Source organism: Fervidicola ferrireducens, assembly GCF_001562425.1.
GTDB lineage: Bacteria > Bacillota > Thermosediminibacteria > Thermosediminibacterales > Thermosediminibacteraceae > Fervidicola > Fervidicola ferrireducens.
The window spans coordinates 42,813-66,275 of the sequence record NZ_LOED01000010.1 but is presented as its reverse complement, the minus strand read 5'-3'; the positions used below and the strand labels follow the sequence as shown (position 1 = coordinate 66,275).

The 23,463-nt window shown below is 48.6% G+C and carries 22 protein-coding genes and 1 pseudogene; 7 read left to right on the top strand and 16 right to left on the bottom strand.

Features of this window, described 5'->3' with window-relative positions; all coding sequences use genetic code 11:
- Positions 1-86 precede the first annotated feature (86 nt).
- Positions 87-404 (bottom strand): hypothetical protein, encoded by a 318-nt coding sequence (locus AN618_RS05505; protein ID WP_066352989.1) that lies wholly within the window; start codon positions 402-404, stop codon positions 87-89.
- Between the two features lie 431 nt (positions 405-835).
- On the opposite strand from AN618_RS05505, the gene AN618_RS05500 reads away from it, so the two are divergent.
- Positions 836-1,564: a pseudouridine synthase gene (locus AN618_RS05500; RefSeq protein WP_066353003.1), complete on the top strand. Its 729-nt coding sequence runs from the start codon at positions 836-838 to the stop codon at positions 1,562-1,564.
- Here AN618_RS05500 and AN618_RS05495 read toward each other — a convergent pair.
- On the bottom strand, positions 1,551-3,074 hold the full coding sequence (locus AN618_RS05495; protein WP_066352988.1) for a TolB family protein: 1,524 nt from the start codon (positions 3,072-3,074) through the stop codon (positions 1,551-1,553). The two genes, AN618_RS05500 and AN618_RS05495, sit on opposite strands and share 14 nt — an antisense overlap.
- A gap of 28 nt (positions 3,075-3,102) precedes the next feature.
- Positions 3,103-3,897, bottom strand: a complete 795-nt coding sequence (locus AN618_RS05490; protein ID WP_066352987.1) for a Cof-type HAD-IIB family hydrolase — start codon at positions 3,895-3,897, stop codon at positions 3,103-3,105.
- Between the two features lie 161 nt (positions 3,898-4,058).
- On the opposite strand from AN618_RS05490, the gene ychF reads away from it, so the two are divergent.
- On the top strand, positions 4,059-5,153 hold the full coding sequence (gene ychF, locus AN618_RS05485; RefSeq protein ID WP_066352985.1) for a redox-regulated ATPase YchF: 1,095 nt from the start codon (positions 4,059-4,061) through the stop codon (positions 5,151-5,153).
- 36 nt (positions 5,154-5,189) lie between these two features.
- Here the strand turns inward: ychF and AN618_RS13960 are convergent.
- Positions 5,190-6,215: pseudogene (locus tag AN618_RS13960) on the bottom strand (alpha-hydroxy-acid oxidizing protein).
- A gap of 146 nt (positions 6,216-6,361) precedes the next feature.
- Here AN618_RS13960 and AN618_RS05475 point away from each other — a divergent pair.
- A complete protein-coding gene (locus AN618_RS05475; protein ID WP_066353002.1) occupies positions 6,362-7,450 on the top strand; it encodes a coiled-coil domain-containing protein in 1,089 nt (362 codons plus the stop codon).
- Positions 7,451-7,492: 42 nt separating this feature from the next.
- Here AN618_RS05475 and AN618_RS05470 read toward each other — a convergent pair whose 3' ends face one another.
- The gene (locus AN618_RS05470; RefSeq protein ID WP_066352984.1) at positions 7,493-8,203 is read right to left on the bottom strand and encodes a copper amine oxidase N-terminal domain-containing protein; all 711 of its coding nucleotides are present in this window, start codon (positions 8,201-8,203) and stop codon (positions 7,493-7,495) included.
- Between the two features lie 272 nt (positions 8,204-8,475).
- On the opposite strand from AN618_RS05470, the gene AN618_RS05465 reads away from it, so the two are divergent.
- From AN618_RS05465 to AN618_RS05455, 3 genes are all read left to right on the top strand, one after another.
- Positions 8,476-9,144, top strand: coding sequence for a cytochrome c biogenesis CcdA family protein (locus AN618_RS05465; protein ID WP_066352983.1), 669 nt, complete (start codon positions 8,476-8,478; stop codon positions 9,142-9,144).
- A gap of 14 nt (positions 9,145-9,158) precedes the next feature.
- Positions 9,159-9,710 carry a TlpA family protein disulfide reductase gene (locus AN618_RS05460; RefSeq protein ID WP_066352982.1) on the top strand — a complete coding sequence of 184 codons (552 nt, stop codon included), beginning with the start codon at positions 9,159-9,161 and terminating at the stop codon, positions 9,708-9,710.
- Positions 9,711-9,814: 104 nt separating this feature from the next.
- Positions 9,815-11,029, top strand: coding sequence for a dicarboxylate/amino acid:cation symporter (locus AN618_RS05455; protein ID WP_066352980.1), 1,215 nt, complete (start codon positions 9,815-9,817; stop codon positions 11,027-11,029).
- Between the two features lie 48 nt (positions 11,030-11,077).
- Here AN618_RS05455 and AN618_RS05450 read toward each other — a convergent pair whose 3' ends face one another.
- Genes AN618_RS05450 through AN618_RS05440 form a run of 3 tightly spaced genes read right to left on the bottom strand, consistent with a single transcriptional unit; the run spans position 11,078 to position 13,913 of the window.
- Positions 11,078-11,641, bottom strand: coding sequence for a pyruvate kinase alpha/beta domain-containing protein (locus tag AN618_RS05450; RefSeq protein WP_066352979.1), 564 nt, complete (start codon positions 11,639-11,641; stop codon positions 11,078-11,080).
- Between the two features lie 43 nt (positions 11,642-11,684).
- Positions 11,685-12,875 carry an aspartate kinase gene (dapG, locus tag AN618_RS05445; RefSeq protein WP_066352978.1) on the bottom strand — a complete coding sequence of 397 codons (1,191 nt, stop codon included), beginning with the start codon at positions 12,873-12,875 and terminating at the stop codon, positions 11,685-11,687.
- 24 nt (positions 12,876-12,899) lie between these two features.
- Positions 12,900-13,913 carry an aspartate-semialdehyde dehydrogenase gene (locus AN618_RS05440; RefSeq protein WP_066352977.1) on the bottom strand — a complete coding sequence of 338 codons (1,014 nt, stop codon included), beginning with the start codon at positions 13,911-13,913 and terminating at the stop codon, positions 12,900-12,902.
- Between the two features lie 402 nt (positions 13,914-14,315).
- On the opposite strand from AN618_RS05440, the gene AN618_RS05435 reads away from it, so the two are divergent.
- Positions 14,316-14,999 carry a rhomboid family intramembrane serine protease gene (locus tag AN618_RS05435; protein WP_066352976.1) on the top strand — a complete coding sequence of 228 codons (684 nt, stop codon included), beginning with the start codon at positions 14,316-14,318 and terminating at the stop codon, positions 14,997-14,999.
- 7 nt (positions 15,000-15,006) lie between these two features.
- On the opposite strand, the gene AN618_RS05430 is transcribed toward AN618_RS05435, so the two are convergent.
- The 8 genes from AN618_RS05430 to lipB form a co-directional block, all read right to left on the bottom strand.
- Positions 15,007-15,981, bottom strand: a complete 975-nt coding sequence (locus tag AN618_RS05430) for an ABC transporter ATP-binding protein (RefSeq protein WP_066352974.1) — start codon at positions 15,979-15,981, stop codon at positions 15,007-15,009.
- A complete protein-coding gene (locus AN618_RS05425) occupies positions 15,959-16,975 on the bottom strand; it encodes an ABC transporter ATP-binding protein (protein WP_066352973.1) in 1,017 nt (338 codons plus the stop codon). Before AN618_RS05425 ends, AN618_RS05430 begins: the two co-directional genes overlap by 23 nt.
- A gap of 13 nt (positions 16,976-16,988) precedes the next feature.
- A complete protein-coding gene (locus AN618_RS05420) occupies positions 16,989-18,155 on the bottom strand; it encodes a C40 family peptidase (protein WP_066352972.1) in 1,167 nt (388 codons plus the stop codon).
- A 13-nt stretch (positions 18,156-18,168) separates the two neighbouring features.
- The gene (locus AN618_RS05415) at positions 18,169-19,059 is read right to left on the bottom strand and encodes an ABC transporter permease (protein ID WP_066352970.1); all 891 of its coding nucleotides are present in this window, start codon (positions 19,057-19,059) and stop codon (positions 18,169-18,171) included.
- Between the two features lie 12 nt (positions 19,060-19,071).
- Complete coding sequence (locus AN618_RS05410) at positions 19,072-19,992, bottom strand: ABC transporter permease (protein WP_187694886.1); 921 nt, start codon at positions 19,990-19,992, stop codon at positions 19,072-19,074.
- Between the two features lie 84 nt (positions 19,993-20,076).
- Complete coding sequence (locus tag AN618_RS05405; protein ID WP_066352969.1) at positions 20,077-21,678, bottom strand: ABC transporter substrate-binding protein; 1,602 nt, start codon at positions 21,676-21,678, stop codon at positions 20,077-20,079.
- Positions 21,679-21,902: 224 nt separating this feature from the next.
- A complete protein-coding gene (lipA, locus tag AN618_RS05400) occupies positions 21,903-22,763 on the bottom strand; it encodes a lipoyl synthase (RefSeq protein ID WP_066352967.1) in 861 nt (286 codons plus the stop codon).
- The gene (gene lipB, locus AN618_RS05395; protein WP_066352965.1) at positions 22,760-23,443 is read right to left on the bottom strand and encodes a lipoyl(octanoyl) transferase LipB; all 684 of its coding nucleotides are present in this window, start codon (positions 23,441-23,443) and stop codon (positions 22,760-22,762) included. The genes lipA and lipB overlap by 4 nt, the downstream gene beginning before the upstream one ends.
- Positions 23,444-23,463 lie beyond the last annotated feature (20 nt).

Below are 23,463 nucleotides of genomic sequence, written 5' to 3'. Positions count from 1 at the left end.
TTTATGATTTGGTGTTGTTTGGGGTGGCGAGGTCTTTTTTTCTACGTTTCTATGCCTTTTCCCTTCTTTTCCTACCTACTTAAATTTTACACTGCCTTCCCTTTCAGCGATGCAATTTCATCAAATAGCTTGCTTACCAAATTTTTCAATTCTCTTATTTCTTCCAGATAGGTTTTATTTTCTTCCTTTAATTTTTCCAGTTCCCTCTCGTAGCTTTGTCCGCCCGTCGAATCATCTTCAATAGTTTCATCGCTATTCTTCATTCTAATTTTTACCATCCTTTCCCTTCCCTTTTCAATGCCCCTTTCCAACACGGGTTTTACTTTCTTTCTTATTTTCGGACTTAAGATATAAGCCAGGGCTGCCGTCACGATTCCTGCAATAAAAGGTCTTAATGTCCTCATAATTATAATCCCCCTTAAAAACTTTATCCTTTTTTATTTATGTTAAACCGCCATCCCGATTAATATGCTGATAAGTTCGGGCACTTCAGCATTTATAGAGAATATTTGCCATATAATTACTTTATGTGTATTTTTTTCATTAATTTAAAAACCATCAGTACCCCTTCTATTCCCATAAACATATTATGTAGTGAGGATTAAAGAAAGGGGGTAAAACGATGGCAGACCTCAGCAGCCTTCAGACCTGGTGGTGGTGGTTTTTACCGATTATAATCATAATATTCTTCCTGCCGATAGTGATAGTAGTCCTTTCCAACTAAATCCGAAAACGAAAGCCCCGAATGTTCGGGGCTTTTTTTATTTTCGGTTTTTATTTTTTTAAAGAAGTGATATTATTATATTGCAGCAAAGTACAAAGCGAGGTTTTCAAAATGGCCAGCAAAAAAGAGCGACTTGACAAAATCCTTAGCATGTCGGGATACGGCAGCCGTAAAGACGTAAAAAAGATAATAAAGCAGGGCGATGTAACAATAAACGGCAGGATTGCAACCGACGCCGCCACACCGGTAGACCCTGCCGTCGATTTAATATGCGTCTTTAGCGAACCGCTAATCTTCAAAGAATACGTCTACATAATGATGAACAAACCGAAAGGCGTCATCTCGGCCACCCGCGACCTTCGGGAAACCACGGTTATAGACCTGCTCGATGGGGAATATTCCCACCGGCACCTTTTCCCGGTCGGCAGGCTCGACAAGGACGCCGAAGGCCTCCTGCTCATTACCGATGATGGGAAGCTCGCCCACCGGCTGCTTTCGCCCCGAAAAAAAGTGGAAAAGGTTTACTACGTCGAGGTCCGGGGGCATTTAGGGGAAGATGATGTAAAAGCCTTCAAAGAAGGTATTTTTTTGGGGGATTACAGGGCACTCCCTGCAAAACTTGAAATACTGAAGTCGGGTGATGTTTCTTCGGCCATCGTCACTGTTTACGAAGGAAAGTTCCACCAGATAAAACGCATGGTAAAAGCAAGGGGCAAAGAAGTGACTTACCTGAAGCGCCTCTCAATGGGACCCATCAAACTAGACGAAAGCCTGAAACCCGGCGAATGGCGCGAACTTACAGAAGAAGAATTAAGGGCGTTAAAATTCACAGCTTTATAAATTCCAGTCTTTCCTTCTGCCCCTCCTTCGTGGTGTACGAAAGCACGAGAAAATCTCCCGCTACGGTGTATTTCCACAGGCTGCCTTTTTCTGAGAACACTTCTTCGGCTTTTTCCCCTTCTAAGGCGTAAATTCTGAATGTCCCATCCTGCAAGTAAGCCGCAACCAGCGGCTTTCCCTGATATTCTGGTATGCTGCTCTCGTTTATCGTCTCTTCATTTATTATCCAAGTTTTCATTCCATCGATTTTGACCGCCTCTTTTCCCTGTCCGGGAGAAACGTAAAAAAGTTCCCCTTTTGAAGCGAGAACATCTCTGTCCGCTATATATAAGGCTCTTTTTTCTTTATCAAAATAACTTACCAGGGGGACTTTCAGACTTTTTGCAACTTCGGTGACGTTTCCGGCAAGATCGGCTATGTAAAGGCTATCCCAGCGCATATTTTCTATATCCTGAGTGCCGGGGCCGGTTGTTTCAGCCGCTTCGGCTTTTTCCTCCGAGATTGCGCTAAATATAAGGAAAGTTCCATCGGAATTCCATCTCGCATAACCTACCTTTTTGCCGGGGATTTCTATCTTCAACAATTCCCCGGTTTTTACATTTACTATTTCTAAAAAATTCCCTATAGGATAGGGATAGTTTTCTCCTTCTATCAGGTCGTAGTTGCCCTCTTCGTCCTTTGCGGCGACATAGTATGCCAGATGCAAACCGTCGGGAGACCAGATGGGCGAAAACCGAATAACCCCATTATCCCCAGCCAGCAATCGTTCCTCCCCGGTTTTTGTATCCAGCACGTATACTCCCGGCACGTCCGGCTCGTACTTTTCGTAGGCAAAATAATCTCCCACGGGCGATAGCCTGGGATAAAATAGCCCATCATAAGAAGGTAATCCCTTTTTCAGGCAGGATACAGTTTCTTTAGCCATATCTACCTTCCAAATTTCACTTACTAGGTCCACGAAAACCGAATTTTGGTAGCGGTTAAAAATCATGCGGCTCCAATACCCGCCCTCCAGCGGCAGGCAGCCAACTTCCTTTACTTTTTTATTTTCCGGATCGAATTTCTTAAAAACGAGGCCCTCCTTGCCCGAAACAGCGTATATCAAGCTACCACCGCTATCCCATCCCAAAAGCCATAGCCTGTAGTTTCCACTTTCGAAATCTTCTCCCTGGATTTTTTCGATGAGCTTTGCATCGGAACCATCCAAGGCAAATATCCAGAGTCCCTGTCCAAAGCCATTTTCGGTTCCCGAAAAGGCGGCCCATTTAAAATCAGGAGAAAAAAGCTCACCGCCTTCAAAATAATCTACCTGGCCGTTATCGAGGGTGACGGTGGCCTTCTTGACTTCCGCCCCCTTCATCGTTAATTCCACTACCGCCCCTTCAGGTTTCAAAACCTTTGATACCGGGACTTCCGATTCCGATGTAGCTAAATTGCCGCAACCGGCAAGGCCCGTAACCACCACAAGGATCAAAAAATAGGCCGTGACTCTGTAAAAATTTTTATCCAACCAAAAGCCCCCTTCTTTTTTTTATTTATCAAATCTCGCCTTTTGCTATTTTGTTCAACAGATATGCAACACCGTCCTCGTTGTTTGAAGGCACCACAAGTTTTGCTGCATTTTTTACAGGTTCTTCAGCATTTGCTACAGCAACTCCCAGCCCGGCAAAATTGATCATCGAAAGGTCGTTCATGTTGTCTCCTATCGCCACCACGCTCTGCCTTTCAATCCCCAGAATATCGCAAAGCCGCCTTAAGCCTTCCCCTTTGGAAACGCCATCCGGCAAAACCTCGAGGTAAAATTTTTCAGACTGCACGTAATTTATGCTAATTCCCGTCCTTTTTTCAAGTTCCCTCATCTTTCTTATGGAGTAACCCACGTCACCCACCAATATCACTTTATTTACCACATCTATGTCCTTAAGGTCATCCACCTTTTCGTACTTCACCTTTTCCCTGTTCAGGTAAATTTCGTGGGCTGGCTTAAAGTCGGCAATAAAAATTTTGTCGTGCCAGAAGGCAACTATTCCGACTTCACTTTCGATGAAATGGTCTATCACGAGTTTGTAAATCGGCTTTGGCAGGTACTTCGAATATACTGGGCCTTTTCCTCGATCGAAAATCTCACCGCCGTTAAAGAGAATGGCCGGTATGTCAATTTCCAGGAGCTCCAGAAAGTGACGTGCCGCCCTTTCGCCCCGGCCCGTAGCAACGGTAAATAAAATGCCCGAGTCCCTTATCCTTTTTATAGCCTCCATGTTAGCTTCGGATACGTTCTTTTTGTCGTCGAGCAGCGTACCGTCCAAATCCGTTACTACCAGTTTATACCTCATTTCCAACCTCCATCAAAGTTTTTTCTATAATGATTATTATTTATTTCTATGCCGGAGGAAAAAATCCTTCAGACTTGCTATAGGGCTTTTTAGTTTACAGGTCAGTTTAAGGCTGGTATAATACAGAAAGTGAGACTAAAACCCTTGAAAGGAGCCTTAAAATGGAGATAGGCATCGTAGGATTGCCCAATGTTGGCAAAAGCACCCTTTTCAACGCCATTACCAAAGCCGGAGCCGAGTGCGCCAATTATCCTTTCTGCACCATAGAACCCAACGTGGGAGTTGTAGCTGTGCCGGACCGCAGGCTGGAAGAACTCGCAAAATTGGAAAATCCTCAAAAGGTGACGCCCGCCACCATCAGGTTCGTAGACATAGCGGGCCTTGTAAGAGGTGCAAGCCGCGGAGAAGGGCTCGGCAATAAATTTCTCTCCCACATCCGCGAAGTCGATGCAATAGCCCACGTGGTCAGGTGTTTCGAAGATCCCAACGTGGTCCACGTGGATGGCAGCGTAGATCCGATAAGGGATATCGAAACCATAAACCTAGAGCTCATTTTTGCCGACCTGGAAACTTTGGAAAGGCGCCGGGATAAGGTAGCAAAACAGGCCAAATCGGGAGACAAGCAGTATCAAAAAGAGCTTTCGTTGCTCGAGCGCCTGAAAGAGACGCTGGAAAACAATTTACCCGCCAGGGCTTTACCACTTGATGAGGAAGAATCAAAAATCGTAAAACAGCTTAGCCTCCTCACCTCAAAACCGGTAATCTACGTCGCCAATATATCGGAAGACGACCTCATCTCGGGCAAAGAAAATGAAATGGTGAAAAAAGTAATGGAATACGCCCAAAAAGAAAGGGCCGAAGTTATCTCAATCTGCGCCAAAATTGAGGCGGAGCTGGCTGCACTTGACGATGCGGAAAGAAACGAACTCCTTTCGGCTTACGGACTTGAAGAGCCGGGCCTCAATCGCCTCATCCGGGCGGGATATAGGCTCCTCGGCCTTATCACCTTTTTCACCGCCGGTCCGAAAGAGGTCAGGGCCTGGACAATACGGGAAGGCACCAAAGCACCTCAGGCGGCGGGAAAAATTCACAGTGACTTCGAGCGGGGATTTATAAGGGCGGAAGTTATCTCTTACGAAGACCTCATGGCGTGCAAAAGCCAGCAGGCCGCAAAAGAAAAAGGTCTTGTGCGTTTGGAAGGCAAGGATTACGTGGTGAGGGACGGGGACGTGATTTTCTTCAGATTTAATGTATAAAGGCCCGGCACCAGAGAAGGTTGCCGGGCTCGTTCGTTACCTATTGGAATTGTAAATTATGTGGGAACCGATTGAAGATATATCCCTGCAGCCGGTCAGTATCATCGCCTGATAAAGTTCCTTCGCCATGGTTTCCAGGACCAGCTTAACTCCTTCCATCCCCCCGCCGTAAGCGCCGATTATCACGGGCCTTCCCACCAGCACCGCATCGGCGCCGAGAGCCAGGTACTTCAGCACATCAACTCCTGACCTCACGCCGCCGTCGGCCAAAATTGTAATCTTTCCCTTGAATTTTTCCGCTACGGCCGGCAAAACTTCCGCCACTCCCGGCGTGAAATCGAGGATCCGCCCTCCGTGGTTTGAAACGACTATGGCCGAAGCTCCGGCTTTATAGGCAATTTCTGCTTCATCCACCGTCATTATCCCCTTGACTATAAAAGGCATGTCAACCTTGGATATGATATCCTTTAATTCTTCGAAGGTCTTTGGCCCCACCGGCTGCCCCATCAATGCCATGGTCACCAATCCCGCTCCGTCCACGTCCATGCCCACGGCCACAGCACCTATGCCTTTGGCCCTCTGGGCCATCTTCAGCAAAACCTCATTTTCCCTGGGTTTCATGATAGCTATCCCGTGGCCGTTTTCCCCTTCGATGGCTTTAAGGCCCGAATCGTAAAAGAGCGGATTCCCTCAGTCGCCGCACATCCCCAAGGTACCGGCGGCTTTGCTGCCGGATATCACCATTTTGATAAACTCCTCTTCCGGCACCGCGCCCCCCATGTTGTAATCGGAACCGGTAATAGGTGCCGCAAGTATCGGCATCGAAAGCTTTTTCCCAAAGAGTTCCGTGCTTATGTCCGGGTCTTTCGCTCCGTGCAGGGTTCTCATGTTTAGCTTTACTTTGGCGAGAGCCTCTACGTTGGCCCGGAAGGAAGCCCCGGTGCCGGCACCACCCATCCCCGGCACTTCCCCCGCACACGCTACTCCGTCGCATACCTTGCAGACCCTGCAGTAGCCTTTCATCTTTTCCCGGGCGTTTTTCTTTATTTCGCTTAGATTCATAAAAGCAGTCCCCCTCTTACTCGATTCTTTACACAATTCCATTATACAATAAACCCGGGAAATAAATTAAGGCAGAAAGGGAATATCTTTTATTGTGTAGAATATTTTTAGTAAAGAAAATCTTTTCTGAAGGTCGGGAATCTTTGATGGCACGTAAAGCTTTGGCGGTTTTACTTTCGCTGTTTTTTTTAGCGTTTTTCTTCAATCGCACGCTTCTTGCCTTTTTAGCACCACCCGTGCTAACCCAAAACGAATCCGAGCAGAAATTGATAGAAGAGATTTTAAGGCTGGATTCGAAAATCCACGCCATAAATCTAAAGCTGGGCGAACTTGCCGAAAAGAAAAAAGAACTTGAAAAGGAACTTGCCTTAAAGCGCTCCGAAATCAATCGCTTATCGGTAAAGTTGGGAGAAAACAGGAAAAAACTTGCAAGGTGGATAGTCTTCAGCTACAAAAACGGCATTGGAACCTTTCTTTCGGTGCTGGTCGGCGCCGAAAACGTCGGGGATTTTTTAAGGCGGTTCGACAACATCGTGTTTTTGCTAGAATACTATAATAATGTGATTTCCGAAACCAGGAATCTATTTCTTCTGCAAAAACAGGAGGAATCCTTCATTATGGAAAAACAGAATGAAATTAGGGCCTTGGAGGACCAGACAAAAAAGACCCTGCAAGAACTCATGGATACTAGAACCAAAAAAGAGCAGGAACTCATCAACGCCAGAAAAATTCTCGACAACCCATCATTTCTGGAAAATACCAGCAAAAACTGGCAGGAAGTCCTGCCTTCTCTGGACTATCTTTTAAAGAATTTTTCTTCGCTCCCGTGGAGCAGCATCAGCCCCGACAACCTGAAAGTAAATTACCTTACGCTGACAGCCAGGGCGGAATTCACCGACAGGAGCATAACCGAAAAGCTGCTTGCGAGCAACGAAAGACTGAAAAACGCCTTTTTCACCTTCGGTCCGGAAGGCATCACCGTGTCCGAAAAAGGTCCGCAAGGCCAGATATTATACTCGGTAACGTGCCGACTGGAACTTTTAAGCAACAACCGCATAAAGATTGAGCCCATCAAAGTCGAATTTAAAGGTGTCACTCTCCCCCCTGAAGTAATTCAGGACCTTACCAAAAACATCGACCTTTCCTTCACTCCGCCGCCCCTGCCCTATGACCTCAAAATTACTTCAATTTCGACCGAAGAACACAAATTAATTTTGTATCTGAAGAAATATTAAATTAAACCGGGCACCCCGCCTTAAGCGGGGATGTCCGGTTTATTATTCTTCGTTGTTTGTTTGCTGTTCGTTTTCCAAATCGTTGGTTTCATCTTGGACCCCTTCGTCCTGCTCGCTGCCTGCATTTTCTTCGGCTGCAGCCGCGTCTTCCACTTCTTCATTCAACTCTGCTTCGTCTAAATCATCCTCTACTTCCTCTTGTCCTTCCTCAATGGTTATGTCGCCGGTCTTTTCATCGTAATCCACTTTCTTGCCCAGTGCTTCGCTTAAAAACCTTAAAGGAACGAAAGTCCTGCTATTTATTATCTGGGCCGGCACGTCCAGCGTGACGGGTTTATCGTTCACGTAGACTGTGAGGCTCCCCACCACAATCGTTATTTTTACATCACCGTTTTCCACGTAAACCGCTTTAGACACTTCATCCCACGTAACCGTCGCACCAAAACCATTCATTATGGCCCTCACCGGAATCAAGGTTCTTCCTTCTTTTATCACCGGCGGAACATCGAACTTCATTTCCTTTTTGTTAAGCACTACTTTGCCCTTAAATTCCTTAACCGCCGCTTTTACAGCTTCCGCCGTCTTTGTCTTTGTAATCTCTCTATTTCTCAATTCTTTTTCCTGTTTCAGTTGAACCTCGCTCTTTACCTTCGCTTTTTCGACCTTCTGTTTTGGCATAGCTACCGCAGCCGCGGAAAGCACAAAAAGCAGCACCAGCGCAAGTGCAAGACCTTTAAAAGCTAATTTCTTCATCGAGAATCCCTCCTCCTCTTTAATTTCTTGTCCTATTACAAAAATACGACACCGGTTTTTGTTTTTCGGGGTATTTTTTAAAAATGGTAAAAAGGTCTCATCGGTCTATTTCTATAGTAGCAATTGCTTTGGCAAGTAATACTATTCGCTCCTTTAATACTTTTTTATCATTGCCGACGATTAAAACTTTGCAACAATAATCGCAGTAATGTAAAAATGCCGGTAATATGTTATAATTTTTATGTAAGCAACTGCTGAGAGGGGCTTTTTTGATGTCTCAAATCAGCCAGATAGGCACGTGGACCGTCTTTCTTGCGGGTATTCTCTCCTTTTTTTCTCCCTGCACCCTGCCGCTTCTGCCTTTATACTTTTCTATTCTGGCGGGAGGGGATATCCGCGCTCAGGACAAAAAGGTAACCTTAATAACAAACAGCGTGGGTTTTATTTCCGGATTTTCGCTGATTTTCATCTTGCTCGGGCTTTCCGCAACAGCCTTGGGCCGGTTTCTCCTTGTAAACCGCCTTTTACTTTCAAAAATCGCTTCGGTTTTCGTCGTATTTTTCGGAGTCTTTCTGGTCGGCGGATTTCAAATCCCTCTTTTGATGAGGGAAAAACGGCTGCATTTTCATTTTCACAAAATTACTCCTCTTTCCGCCTTCATCATGGGGTGTTCCTTTTCCCTGGGCTGGACGCCATGCCTGGGTCCCGTCCTTGCCTCGGTCCTCCTCACCGCAGGGAGCACCCAGCATGCGGTTTCGGGCGCCTTTCTGCTTTCGGTCTTTTCTGCAGGTTTAGGGCTTCCTTTTTTACTGCTGGCACTGGTTGCAGAAAAAATTACGAGTATAATGCCCAAAATTCGCCGCGGTATGCCTCTTTTCCAGAAAGCAGCGGGAGGCATCCTGATATTGATGGGGGCAATTTTGTTTTTCGGATTACTTTAGCGGAGGTGTGACAATTGCCTTCAAAAAAGAAAAAAGCCCTGCTTTTTCTGGTCCTAGCATTCCTCACCGTTTTCAGCCTTGCAGGGTGTCAGACGCTAAAAGATGAAAACGCAGATACCAAAACCGAAACCAACCCTTATGAAGGCTACCCTGCCCCCGATTTTGAACTGAAAGACTTATCCGGCAAAACGGTCCGCCTTTCGGACTTCAGAGGGAAAACGGTGGTGCTCAACTTCTGGTCGCTCAACTGTTCCTTTTGCCTCGCCGAAATGCCCGACTTCGAAGAATTTTACCGCTCAAAGCCCGAGAACGTGGAGGTCCTTTTGATAAACCTCGATAGAAACGCCGACAAAGTCCAAACTTACATTGAAAACAAGGGATACACCTTTAAGGTTTTACTGGACGAAAAGGCCGAGACCGTCCGGTCCTACCTCATACGGGGGGTCCCCACGACGTTTTTGGTGGGCGAAGACGGAGTAATTAAGTCCCGCGTCGAAGGCCAGGTCACCAGGGAGGTCCTGGACTCGATGGTCCAAAGTGCCTGCGGCACCGAAAACCCCTCTTGACGCTACCTTTGAAGATATCGTCGATATCTAAATTTTCCTTTTCAATTGATCCTGGCGCTTTCAAAACTATTTTTTCTAAAAAATACGATTGAGGAGGGAAATAAGTGAAAAGGTTAAGCATTACCACAAGAATTTTAATAGGCCTTGTACTCGGTATTATCGTCGGCCTCTTTTTCACTTCCTCTCCCGGGACCGCATCAACTTACATCAAGCCCTTCGGGGACCTTTTCCTCAACTTAATCAAAATGATAATAGTGCCCCTGGTGCTCTCATCGCTGGTGGTGGGTGCCGCCAGCACCGGCGATGTAGGAAAACTGGGCCGAATCGGAATCAAGACCCTTGCTTACTATCTTCTGACGACGGCATTTGCCGTAACTTTGGGATTAATATTGGGAAATATTTTAGACCCCGGATTGGGGATGACTTTGCCGCACGATGCCAAGGTGGAAGTGAGCAAAGCCCCCTCTATCGTTGAAACCCTGCTGGGAATCGTCCCCACCAACCCGGTAAAGGCCATGGTGGACGCAAACATGCTGCAGATTATAGTTTTCGCCATATTCATCGGAATAGCCATAACCTTTGTGGGCGAAAAGGGTAAGCCGGTCTTAAACTTCTTCGACAGCCTTGCCGAAATCAGCTACAAAATAGTAGCAATAATCATGGAATACGCGCCCATCGGCGTATTCGCCCTCATAGTGCCGGTAGTAGCTGCAAACGGGCCGGCTGTTCTCCTTCCACTCTTGAAGGTTATTATCACGGTATATCTAGGCTGCGCCCTTCACGCCGGGCTGGTTTACTCGACTCTGGTCTGGTTGTTTGCGCGGATGAGCCCGATTAAATTTTTTAAGGGTGCAGCTCCGGCAATGGTTATGGCCTTTACCACCAGCAGCAGTTCGGCAACCCTTCCCGTCACCATGGAAAGTTCCGAAAAGAACCTGGGGGTTTCTAAATCCATTTGCAGTTTTGTGCTGCCGCTTGGGGCCACCATCAACATGGACGGCACGGCCCTCTACCAGGGGGTTTGCGCCCTTTTCGTGGCCCAGGTGTTCGGGATAGACCTTACGCTTTCCCAGCAGATGGTGATAGTGCTTACCGCCACATTAGCTTCCATAGGAACTGCCGGAGTTCCCGGTGCGGGCCTCATAATGCTGACGATGGTATTGCAGTCGGTAGGACTTCCTCTGGAAGGAATAGCCATCATCGGTGGAATAGACCGCATCCTCGACATGGCGAGAACCTGCATCAACGTCACCGGCGACATTGCTGGGTCCGTGGTGGTGGCCGCAACGGAAGGGGAACTCAAAAAAGAAGTTGCCTGAGAGGAGTTACGTAAGTAAAAACCCCATTCCCTGCCCGGGAATGGGGTTTTATGATTCCTTTTTCCTTTTTGCCGGCTTGCACAGTATCTCGGAAATCCATGTATCGAAAATGCTGGCGGCGTGGGAGGGTCTGATGATTATGGCGGTGTCCGCCCCCGTCCCGGTTCCGCCGACGGCGATTACATCCTCGCCGTAAGGTATCATCCCCGCGTCCAGGGCCATCGTCGCTATCTCAACGCAGACTTTAACTCCCTGGCCGAACATCCTCAAAGTATTGGCTATAATCTCCACCGGATAGACCCCGCCGAACCTCCGGCTGATACCCCTTTCTGCTCCCGAAAGCACGTGGGTGGTGGTGAGGACCTTCACTCCGGAATTTAACAGCCTTTGCCTCAAATCCTCGGGAAACTCCATTTCACCGGGCCTGGAAAATCCGCACACATGGGTGACCACCACCAGATTCACTCCCAAATTTGCCTCGAAGAAAGCCTTAGCGGTGCGGCCTTCCGTGGATGCCACCACCACGTGCCTTATATTCCTTTCTTTTACCGCTTTTTTCACCACGGCAAGGGTATTTTCAGTATTTTCTTCTCCCGGAAAATCCCAGTACATTTACAAAGCCCTCCAATCGTAAAGTGCGTTCACTTCAATTTTATCACAACTCGAATTCTTCGTGCAGTGCGGTTATAGCCCTTTCTGCGTTCTCACTGCGCACAAGACACGATATGGTGGAGTTTGAATCCGAAGTCTGAAGAATCTCTATGTTTTCCCTTTCAAGGGCCTTTACTATTCTTGCCATCACTCCCGGAACCCCCCGCATTCCTACTCCCACTACGGTTACCTTGGTGAGGCTTTTCGTGACCTGCGGAATTATACCAATCTTTTCAAGTTCTTCCACCGTCCTTTTTACCTGATCTTCTTTTATGGTAAACACTTTTAGCCCCGGAAATACGTTGATGAGATCTATGCTGATGCCGGCCTTCGCAAGGGTATCGAATATTTTTTCCTGCTCATCCCGGTCCTGGGAAACCTTTATCACTACCTGCGCAAGATGGGGGATATGTGCTATGCCTGTGACAAGCCTCTCGGAAATCCAGCAGGGCTTGCAGGTGATGAGCGTACCGGGGGAGTCGCAAAAGGTGGACCTGACCCTCAATGGAATGTTGCGCTGCATTGCTATTTCCACCGCCCTGGGGTGTATTACCCTTGCACCGTTGTAGGCCATTTCCGTAACTTCCTGATAAGTAATCGTTTCCAGGATGTGAGCTCCCTTCACTATTTTGGGGTCCGCCGTCATAATTCCTTCCACATCGGTAAAGATATCAACCCACTCCGCTCCGAGGGCCGCACCCAGAGCCGCTGCGGTCGTATCGCTGCCGCCCCTTCCCAGGGTCGTCACATCACCGTTTTCGGTGATACCCTGAAAACCGGCAATAACGGGGATGCATCCCTGCTTAATAGCATCCAGCAATGCATCCGCTTTTACCTCTTTTATCATGGCATTCCCGAAATTGTCGTCGGTTATTATTCCGGCCTGACCTCCTGTAAAAGCTCTGGCTTTATATCCCCTTGCAGCAAGCAGCGACGCGATGAGTGCCGCCGAAATAACCTCGCCGCAGGAGATGAGAAGGTCCTTTTCCCTGCCGGGCGCATATCCTCCCGTCTCATCCAGAAGGGAAAGAAGCGTGTCTGTGGCGTAGGGGTCTCCCTTTCGCCCTATGGCCGACACCACAACCACCGGTGAATATCCTTCTTCTTTCGTCTTTATGATGCGCTCTACCACCAATTTTCTCGCATCGCGAGTGGCCAGCGACGTGCCGCCGAATTTCTGAACCACTATCCTCATTTCAAGCCACCTCTTGTCAGCGTTTTATATAAGATTATATTCCACCAGGCATTCGGCTATTTTTACCGCATTGTAAGCCGCACCCCTTCGCAGGTTGTCGGCCACAATCCAGAGGTTAAGGCCGCAGGGAACGGTAAAATCTTCCCTTATCCTGCCGACGAATACCTCATCTTTGCCCGAAAGGTAGGCGGGCATCGGATATATTTTGTTTTTCGGATCGTCCATGACCACCACTCCGGGAGCTTTGGCAAGAATGGCCCGGGCTTCTTCAGCTGTAATTTTCTCGCAAGTTTCTATGTTCACCGATTCCGAATGGCAGTTAAAAACGGGGACTCTCACCGTGGTAGCCGTAACGGCTATGCTGTCATCGCCCATTATCTTTTTAGTTTCTCTCACCATCTTCCATTCTTCCAGGCTGTAACCGGAATCGTCGAACACGTCGATGTGCGGAAGAAGGTTGAATGCTATTATATGGGGATAAACCTCCGGGCTGGGGCTCAGGCCTTCCAGAACCTGCTTGGTCTGGAGTTTCAGCTCTTCTATGGCTTCGAGTCCCGTTCCGGAAACCGCCTGGTATGTGGAAACCACAACCCGCTTTATCCGGGCTCTATCGTGAATCGGCTTTAAAACCATCACCATCTGGATTGTGGAACAATTTGGATTGGCTATTATGCCCTTGTGCTTTTTAAGGTCCTGGGGATTTACTTCGGGAACTACCAGGGGGACCTCCGGCTCCATTCGAAAGGCGTTGCTGTTATCTATCACCACAGCACCTCTTTTTACGGCTTCCGGTGCCAGATTCAGGCTTATGTCCTTTCCGGCCGAAAAAAGGGCTATATCGATTCCCTCAAAGGCTGAAGGTTTTGCTTCTTCAACTTCATAGGTCTTTCCCGAAAACTCTATTCTCTGTCCTGCCGACCGGGATGACGCAAGGGGCAAAATGTCTTTCACGGGGAAATTCCTCTCCTCTAGAATTTTCAGCATAGTTCGTCCCACCGCGCCGGTAGCACCCACTACAGCTACATTGTAGGTTTTCATTTTGCATTCCTCCTTGAATCTAATTTCGTTACTTTGATGAACAGCGCTGCTCATCACATTGATTAATATTAAGAGTATTGTATTTTAAATAAAAAATAGTGTCAATATACATTTTATGCTCCGCCTCAACTGACTGATATCATGATGACGACAATTTGTTCAAATTGTCTTCTATATACGTACATTTGTTGTTTGTATGTGAACATTTATGGTTTTACTATATTCTACACAAAATCTGAAATTCCTTTTGTCTAAATTTTTTTATTTTCTTCCTGGGCAAAAAAATTAGACCCGCCCTTCAAAGCCGGATCTACCAACCTCATAAGGGGAAAACTCCGGATTTCTTTTAAACATATAATAAGATATAATAAATACTACAGCAACATACGGAAGGTGATGAAAATGATTCCACTAAGGGATAACATCGAAAGCAGGCGACCGCCTCTCGTAACGGTCCTGCTCATAATCTTAAATTCACTGGTCTTTTACATCTCCGCCGGAAACCACCCCGTGGTTTTCGCAAAAATCTTATACAAATACGGGCTCATACCGGCCAAAATAACCAAACTATTCGTAACCGGGGCTGCGCTTTCCTTAGACGACCTTTATCCATTCATCACGAGCACCTTTCTACACGGCAATTTGTGGCATCTTATAAGCAACATGTGGATTCTGTGGCTTTTCGGCGACAATGTGGAGGACCGAATGGGTCATGTAAGGTTTTTGATATTTTATCTCATCAGCGGGATCATCGCCGGTATCACCCACCTTGTCTTCAACCCCCTCCTGCCCGTCCCGGTGGTGGGTGCCTCCGGAGCTATCGCCGGTGTAATGGGTGCGTACTTCGTGCTTTTCCCGACGGCCAGGATAATAACATTGATCCCCACCTTTTTTATATTGCCCTTATTCGTTCACATCCCTGCCGTCGTTTACCTTTTCCTCTGGTTTTTGACCCAGCTCTATTACGGCACCGCATACTCCGTGATAGGAGGCACGGCGGTTTCCGGAGTTGCCTGGTGGGCGCATATAGGCGGGTTTGTCGGCGGCGTGATCTTGAACAGGTTCTTTATAAGAAAACGATATTAGGCGATTCCTAACATTTATACAGGTGGCAGGCCACCTTGTGCCCCGGTGCGCTTTCCAAAAGTTCCGGTTCTTCATGCCTGCATATATCCATCACATAGCGGCATCTTGTCCAAAACCGGCATCCTTCCGGCGGATTGATGGGACTCGGCACGTCACCCTCCAGGAGTATCTTTTCCCTTTTCCTTTTGGGGTCGGGGATGGGAATCGCGGAAATAAGCGCCTGGGTGTAGGGATGAAGCGGATTTTTATAAATTTCCTCGCTATCCGCTATCTCTACTAACTTCCCGAGGTACATCACCCCCACCCTGTGGGATATGTGTTTTACCACATTAAGCCCGTGGGCGATGAAAAGATAGGACACGCCCAGCCTTTCCTGAAGGTCCTCCAGTAGATTTAATATCTGGCTCTGGATTGAAACATCCAGGGCCGAGACTGGCTCGTCGCAAACAATAAGGTCCGGGTTCGTGGCCAAGGCCCTTGCTATGCCTATCCTCTGCCGCTGTCCCCCCGAAAACTCGTGGGGGAACCTTTTTATATGCTGGGGAGAAAGTCCCACCATCTTTAAAAGTTCCCCAACCCTGTCCTCCAGTTCCCTCCCCCGGGCGATACCGTGAAAGGTGAGGGCCTCGCCTATTATTTCCTTGACGGTCAGCCTCGGATTTAGGGAACTGTAGGGGTCCTGGAAGATGACCTGCATCCTGGGCCTGAGTTTCCTCATGCTCTCCCTGTCGAATTTCATAATATCCTTTCCTTCAAAGAATATGCGACCTTTTGTCGGTTCCGTAAGCCGGAGCATGCATCTGGCGGTGGTGGTTTTGCCGCATCCGCTTTCCCCCACAAGGCCTAAAGTTTCGCTCCTTTTTATGGAAAAACTCACTCCGTCCACGGCCTTGACGTAACCTGCCACTTTCTGCAATATACCGACTTTCACGGGATACCACTTGACGAGGTCCTGCACTTCAATTACGACCTGCTCTTTCAATCGCCAGCACCTCCTCGGGGAAAGACCCTCTCATGAAGCACCTGACCTTTCGGTTTCCTTCAACTTCCACAAGGGAAGGCATCTTTTCCCCGCAGATTTTTTTGGCCTCAAAGCACCTCGGGTGAAAGCGGCAGCCGGAGGGAAAATTAAGGGGGTTGGGGACGTTGCCTTCTATAACGTGGAGCCTGGATTTTTTTCCTTCAAGTTTGGGGATGGACTTCAAAAGCCCGGCGGTGTATGGGTGAAGCGGATTTTCAAAGATGTCCTCGCACGGCGATTCCTCCACCACCTGCCCCGCGTACATCACCACGACCCTTTTTGCCATTTCAGCGATAACTCCAAGGTCGTGGGTTATCATGAGCACGCTCATACCCACCTTTTCTTTTAACCTTTCGATGAGGTCCAGTATCTGGGCCTGGATTGTCACATCCAGCGCGGTGGTAGGCTCATCGGCGATTAAAAGCTTCGGACTGCAGGACAGGGCCATGGCGATCATTACCCTCTGGCGCATGCCTCCCGAAAGCTGATGGGGATATTCCCAGTATCTTTTTTCGGGATTCGGTATGCCCACCAATCTTAGCATTTCTATAGCCCTTTCCCTGGCCTCTTTTTTCGAAAGCTTCTGGTGTAAAACGATCGCTTCGGAGATCTGGTGACCTATCGTAAAAACCGGATTCAAGGAAGTCATGGGTTCCTGAAACACCATGGAAATAAGGTTGCCTCTAATCCTTCTCATTTCGGCTTCGGACTTTGAAAGCAAATCCTCCCCTTCGAAAAGTATCTTTCCAGATGTGATTTTAGCAGGAGGGGAGGGAAGAAGACGCATTACGCTCAGTGCCGTGACGGATTTGCCGCAGCCCGACTCCCCGACCACTCCCAGAGTTTCTTCCTTTTCTATGTCGAAAGACACCCTTTCCACCGCATTAACCGTCCCGTCTTCTGTGAAAAATTTTACCGTAAGGTCTTTAATTTCTAAAAGTTTCCTTTTTCCCACACAATCACTCCCATCAGGGGATTACCCTTCTAGCCCCCAGATACTTTTGGTCCAGTACCGGCGAGTATTCGGGATCTTTTGGGTCAAAGCTGTTAACTGCTACACCCGAATTGCCCGAATGAATGAATTTCATATCACCAATGTAAATTCCCACATGGGAAGGCCCCGGCTTGTAGGTTTCGAAAAACACTAAATCCCCCGGCTTTAGGTCCTCTCTCTTCGATACCGGCTCCCCCTGCGAAAACTGCATATCTGCATCTCTCTTCAAAAAATACCCGCCCATTTTAAAACAAAACTGGGTGAAACCGGAACAGTCAAAGCCGTAAGAAGTGGTACCTCCCCAAAGATAGGGAAGGCCAATGTACTCTCTTGCTACGGAAATCACATAATCCGCTCCCTTTTTCCTGGAAAAAACTTCTTCTCTAGAAGAAAATACCTGTACATCCCTAGCCCTTACGTAGACGTCTCCGCCTCCGGGCACCATGAGCCGCGCAAAGTCCCCTTCTTCAGTTATAAAAGGCAGCACGGAGCCCCGCACTAGGTCCTCTCCGAAAACCCTTCCCCCTTCCGCGCTTGAAAGAGGAGCAGTTTTTTTAGCCGTTATCAGTGCAAATTTCCCTGAAAGGTAGTTCGAAAGGGAATCTTTGTCGACCATCCACAGTTTGCCGCCCTCCGCCCATCCCAAGTATCCGTCCTCCATTTTTGCAAGGTACCAGCCGTCCTTTTCGTCCAAAAGCTTCAATATATCTCCCATCCGGGCCTGGGTGACCGTATTTTTCCCATCCGCCGACCCCGGTTTTACCCCCAGATTCATCACAGGTACCTTCACAACCGCATATACCCTTTCACCCATGGTTTCGGGCGGCAATAGTTCTATATTATCCTCCACCGTGACCCCTCTTATTCCGGAAAGCCTTGATAAAAGCTCGTTCTTTAGTTGACCGTCGCTTGCCCTGCCCTCGACTTTCAACCGGCCTCCGCTTACGACCAAGGTAACCTCGTAAACCGTTTCCCTTGAGTCTACTTTAAATTCCCTCCGGATTTCCTCCACGATTTTTTCCGCCTCTTGAAGCACCTGTTCATCGTTCAAAACCCTTTCACCGCTCAATTTTCCACCACACCCCCCTGCAATAAGCATTGCTGATATAAATACGAGCATGAGAAGAACTTTTCCTTTCATAACAACCCGCCTTTTAACGCTTTAACCTGGGGTCCAAAGCGTCGCGAAGGCCGTCCCCCAGTAGATTGAAGGCGAACACAGTCACCATTATTGCGATACCCGGCCATACTGAGTACCAGGGATTTGAAAGCATGTACGCCCTGGCGGCGTAAATCATGTTGCCCCAGCTGGGAGTTGGAGGCTGTACCCCGAGCCCCAGGAAGGACAAAGTGGCTTCTGAAAGTATGGCCCCGGGAATCCCCATAGTGACGGATACGATGATGGGCCCCATGCAGTTCGGCAGAATGTGCCTCAATATTATCCTGGCATCGGAAAGCCCTTGAGCCCGGGCGGCCTCCACGTATTCCATCTCCCTGAGGTAGAGCACTTGGCTACGGACCAGTCTTGCCACCCCCGCCCAACCTATCAACGCAAGGGCGATGAAGATGTTGTAAATACTTGGGCCTAAAGCGAACATTACCCCGATATAAAAGAGCAGCTCCGGAAAAGCAAAAAGGATATCGGCAGTTCGCATGACCAGCATATCCATCATGCCGCCGTAATAGCCCGCCAGCGCGCCCATGGTGACCCCGATTACCGTGACAATGGCCTGGGATATTATGCCCACGCTCAGAGAAATCCTCGTTCCGTAAATTACTCTGGAAAGTATGTCCCTGCCAAATTCGTCGGAGCCTAGGATATAAACGCCGTTTTTGCAGATGGCCGATGGGGCACCCGGAGGTTTGAGCCTGTTGGGAAGGTCGGTCTTTATCGGGTCGGCCGGAGAAATTACCGGCGCCATAACGGCAACAATGATTAAAACTATTATCACCACGAGGCCGGCGACGGCGGGCCTGTTTTTCTTAAGACGGCGCCACGCATCGCCCCAAAGGGAGGCACTTTTTGAATGCAAAGTTTTGTCCATTGTCCTTCCCCCTCACTGCAGCCTGACCCTCGGGTCCAAAAAAGCGTAAGATATATCCACAATAAGGTTTCCGATTACGAAGACCACCGCCGTAAAAAGCACGATACCCTGCACTAGAGGAAAATCCCTGTTGGACAAAGCCCAGATAGAAAGGCGACCGAGGCCTGGGATTGCAAAAATGGTTTCGGTGAGCAAAGAACCGGTCAAAAGCCCGCTTATCTGCATGCCTATTATCGTAACCACGGGTATCATGGCATTTTTCAGGGCGTGGCCGAAGATAACAGCTCTTTCCGCCAATCCCTTGGCCCTCGCGGTCCTTATAAAGTCCTGCCTTATAACCTCCAGAAAGGCACTCCTGGTGTAACGGGCTATAGATGCGGCGAACCTGATTCCCAGCACCACCGCCGGCAAAATCATGTGCTTCGGCGATGAATACCCGGATATGGGAAGCCATTTCAGCTGAAGGCCGAATACGAGCTGAGCCACCACCGCAACCCAAAAAATCGGGGCGCTGATTCCGGCAAGGGCCGTTATCATCGCGGCATGGTCAAAAAATGAGTACTGCTTTACTGCCGAAATTATCCCTACGGTAATACCTAAAACTATCGCAACGAAAGCCGAAGAGAGGGCCAGCTTCACCGTCGTTGGAAAGGTATCCATTATCATTTGCGTCACCGGCTGGCCGGTCTTAAAAGATTTTCCCAGGTCTCCTCTTAACGCATTAAACAAAAACCGGCCGAACTGGACGTAAAGCGGGTCGTTGAGCCCCAGCTGCTCCCTTACCTTTTCCAGGGTAAGGGGGTCCACGTGTTTTCCCATCATCTCCAAAACCGGATCGCCGGGGACGACATTCAAAAGGATAAAGGTGATGAGGGATACTCCAACCAGCACAGGCAAGGCCATGATGAGCCTTCGCACGATATAACCTGCCAAGTTTGCACCTCCTCTTTAAAAGCAGGGGAAAGATGGGATTTCCTCATCTTTCCCCGCTTTTTGCCCTTTACAAGAACTTACATTCTATTCCTTGTAAGCGTAGGTGTAGATGTTGACCCCCGTGGGGTGCAGAATGATGTTTTTCACGTTCTTTTGGGTGGCAAGCAAGTTCTTTAAATGGAAAAGCGGTACTATCGCTACGTCTTCCCTGATTATGGTGTCTTCTATTTTCCTGTAAAGCTCATTCCTCTTTTCCATGTCCACTTCGTAGCGCGCCTTTTCCAAAAGGTCCTGGATTTCTTTGTTTTTATAACCTGAAGACATCTGGTTGGTCCTGGCAAAGAAAGTATAAAGGTAATTGTCGGGGTCGGGAATGTCCGCCCACCAGTTGCCGTAGGATGCCGGTATCTTTCCTTCACTCCTTGCTTGTCTGAATGCAGCACTTTCCATGATGGTTATTTCAAGGTCAAGCCCGACCTCCTTCAACATAGCCTGGATTGCCACGTTCGCGTCGCTTATCCGTTCGCCGCCCCACTGCCACGCCTGGAGTTTTCCGACATTTCCCAACTCTTTTACAAGTTTTTTAGCTTCCTCAGGATTGTACTCGTAAGCTGGTCCCGTCCCCTGCTCGTAGGCCCCTGGGATTCCCGGGGTAACAAAACTCTTGGCCACGGTACCCCTCGGACCGTATAAGGCTTCAACCAATTTTTCCTTGTCTATGGCCATAGCCACCGCTTTCCTCAATCGCACATCGGACCACATGGGGTCGCTCAGGTTCATGATGAAGTAATAGGTGTTGAGGGCAACGCCTTCTAAAATTTCGTACTTACCCGAATCCTTTATCCTCTGATATTCGTTGACGGGTATGAGGCATACGTCAAGGGTCCCGTTTTCGAATTCCATGAGCGCCGTGGTGGCATCGGGAACGATTCTGTAATGGATGCCTTCAAGGCGCGGCAGGCCCTCTTCGAAATAATACGGGTTTTTCTCCAGCACTATTTCGGTGTTCGGAACGTAGCTTTTCAGTTTGAAAGGCCCGGTTCCAACGGGATTCAACCTCCAGTTGTCTCCGGCGGCTTTCACCAGTTTTTCCGAGTATATCGAAGCCGCCGGTACGGCGAGATTGTGCAGGAAGGGCGCGTAGGGCTTTTCCAAAATAATCTGGAATTTATAGTCGTCTATCTTTTTGAAGCCTTCAATGGAGCTTGCTTTGCCTTCCATAAAAGCTTTTGCACCCAAAATGGGCTCGAAGAGCCACTTGCTCATCCCTTTTCCTTTGGGGTCGAGCATGCGCTCGATGGTGAACTTCACGTCATCGGCCACAAGCTCCGTGGTGCCGTCGTGGAACTTTATCCCCTTTTTCAGTTCGAAAGTGTAAGTCTTCCCGTCGGGCGAAATTTCCGGCATCTTGGCGAGAAGCTCCGGTTCGAGTTCCAAGGTATCGCCCTTGTACCTCAAAAGTGTGCTGTAAATATGGCGTGCCAGGTGGTACGACACTATGAGCGTGCTTTCCTGCACGTCAAAACCATTGGGGTCGCTTTCAAAATAGTCGTTCAAAATCCCCCCGCTTTTTTCTCCTCCGGCACCTTCTTGGGGCGTTGACTGGTTCTTAGGACCGGAACAGCCGGCCAAAACTGCCGTTATCATCAACACCACCAGCAAAAAAGCGAGGACCTTCTTTTTCATCCTGGAAATCCTCCTTCCAAACCCTTTAAATATTTTGGTTTTCTGGTAAATAATATTCATCTTTCAACTTCCCTATGCCGAGCCCTTCACCGCCGGTAAATAAGATTTCCGGACCGCGGTACACTATCCCCCGGGCACATAAGCCCGGGCATGGGGTGCGGCACATGCATTTCCCGATGCCCATGGGGAAAGTCTCGCAAGCGATAAAAACAGGGCTTCCGTTTTTAACGGAAGCCCGATTCGTTTACCGTATCCATGCCCTCCGCTGCATTATATGAGCTCCGGACCAGCGGGCCCGACGCCACGTATTTGAATCCAAGATCGTAGCCGATCTTTCGGTACCTCTCGAACTGTTCCGGTGTAACGTATTCCACCACCGCTATGTGGCTTGAGGAAGGCCTGAGGTATTGGCCTATCGTCATCATATCGCAGCCAACGCCAATTAGGTCCTTCATAAGGCCGATTACTTCTTCTTCGGTTTCCCCCAGCCCCACCATTATTCCTGACTTGGTGTAGATCGCTGGATCGAGCTCCTTGACCTTTTTCAAAAGGAACAGCGACCTTTCGTAATCGGCCATAGGTCTTACCGCTGGGTAAAGCCTGGGTACTGTCTCAAGATTGTGATTTATAACATCGGGTTTGGATTCAACCACCGTCCTTATAGCCCCTTCATCTCCCCGGAAGTCGGACACAAGCACTTCTACTGTAAGGCCAGGGATCTTCTTGAGTTCCCTAACGGTCCTTGCAAAATGCGATGCGCCACCATCGGGTAGGTCATCCCTGGTCACACAAGTTACCACCGCATGCCTCAACTTCAGGGCTCTGGCAGCTTCGGCAACTCTCCTGGGCTCATCCTCATCGAGGGGGGCAGGATGCCCTTTTTCAACCGCACAGAACCTGCAATTTCTCGTGCAGATATTCCCCATTATCATGAAGGTGGCGGTTCTTCGGGAAAAACACTCTCCCATATTGGGACAGTGGGCGCTCTGACACACGGTGTTTAGTTTTACCGTTTTTAAAAATTCCTCCATATGCTTCAATTCCGCCGGGTTTACCTTGACTTTCAGCCATTCGGGTTTTTTCATTTTTCCAATCCTCCCGCCATTGATTCAAGCCTGTTTTGGTCGATTTCTTCAAACCTCACGCCGAACACTTCCTCGAATTTACCGATCAACCTCTCTCTCACCTTTTCCAGATCTTCTTTAATCCCCAGCTTTTCCAGGGATGTTACGCCGAATTCCTTTATTCCGCAGGGGAATATCCTGCCGAAATACGTAAGGTCGGTGTTGACGTTGAAAGCGATGCCGTGCCATGTCACCCAGCGCCTAACGGCGATGCCTATCGCGCATATCTTCTCATCGCCCACCCAAACGCCGGTGTACTTCGGCTTCCTACCTGCCATTACTCCGTAATCGGCCAGCAGCCTTATCACGGCCTCTTCCAATCTGTCCACAAAAAGGTGGACATCTTTCTCCCACTTATTCAGGTTCACCACGGGATAGGCCACTATCTGCCCCGGCCCGTGAAAGGTAATATTGCCGCCCCGCTCTACCTCATACACTTCAGCAATCTTCTTAAGCTCCTCCAGCGGCACCAGCAGGTTTTCGTAACCGCCGGCCCTGCCTATGGTGTAAACCGGCGGGTGCTGCAGGGTTATCAGGATCATGTCGGCAAGCCCCGACTTTACGGCTTCCACGGCTTTGAGCTGGAGCTCCTTGCCTTTTAAATATGGCACAAGTCCCAGTTTTAATAACCTAGCATTCATTTTTTTTCACTTCCAAAATT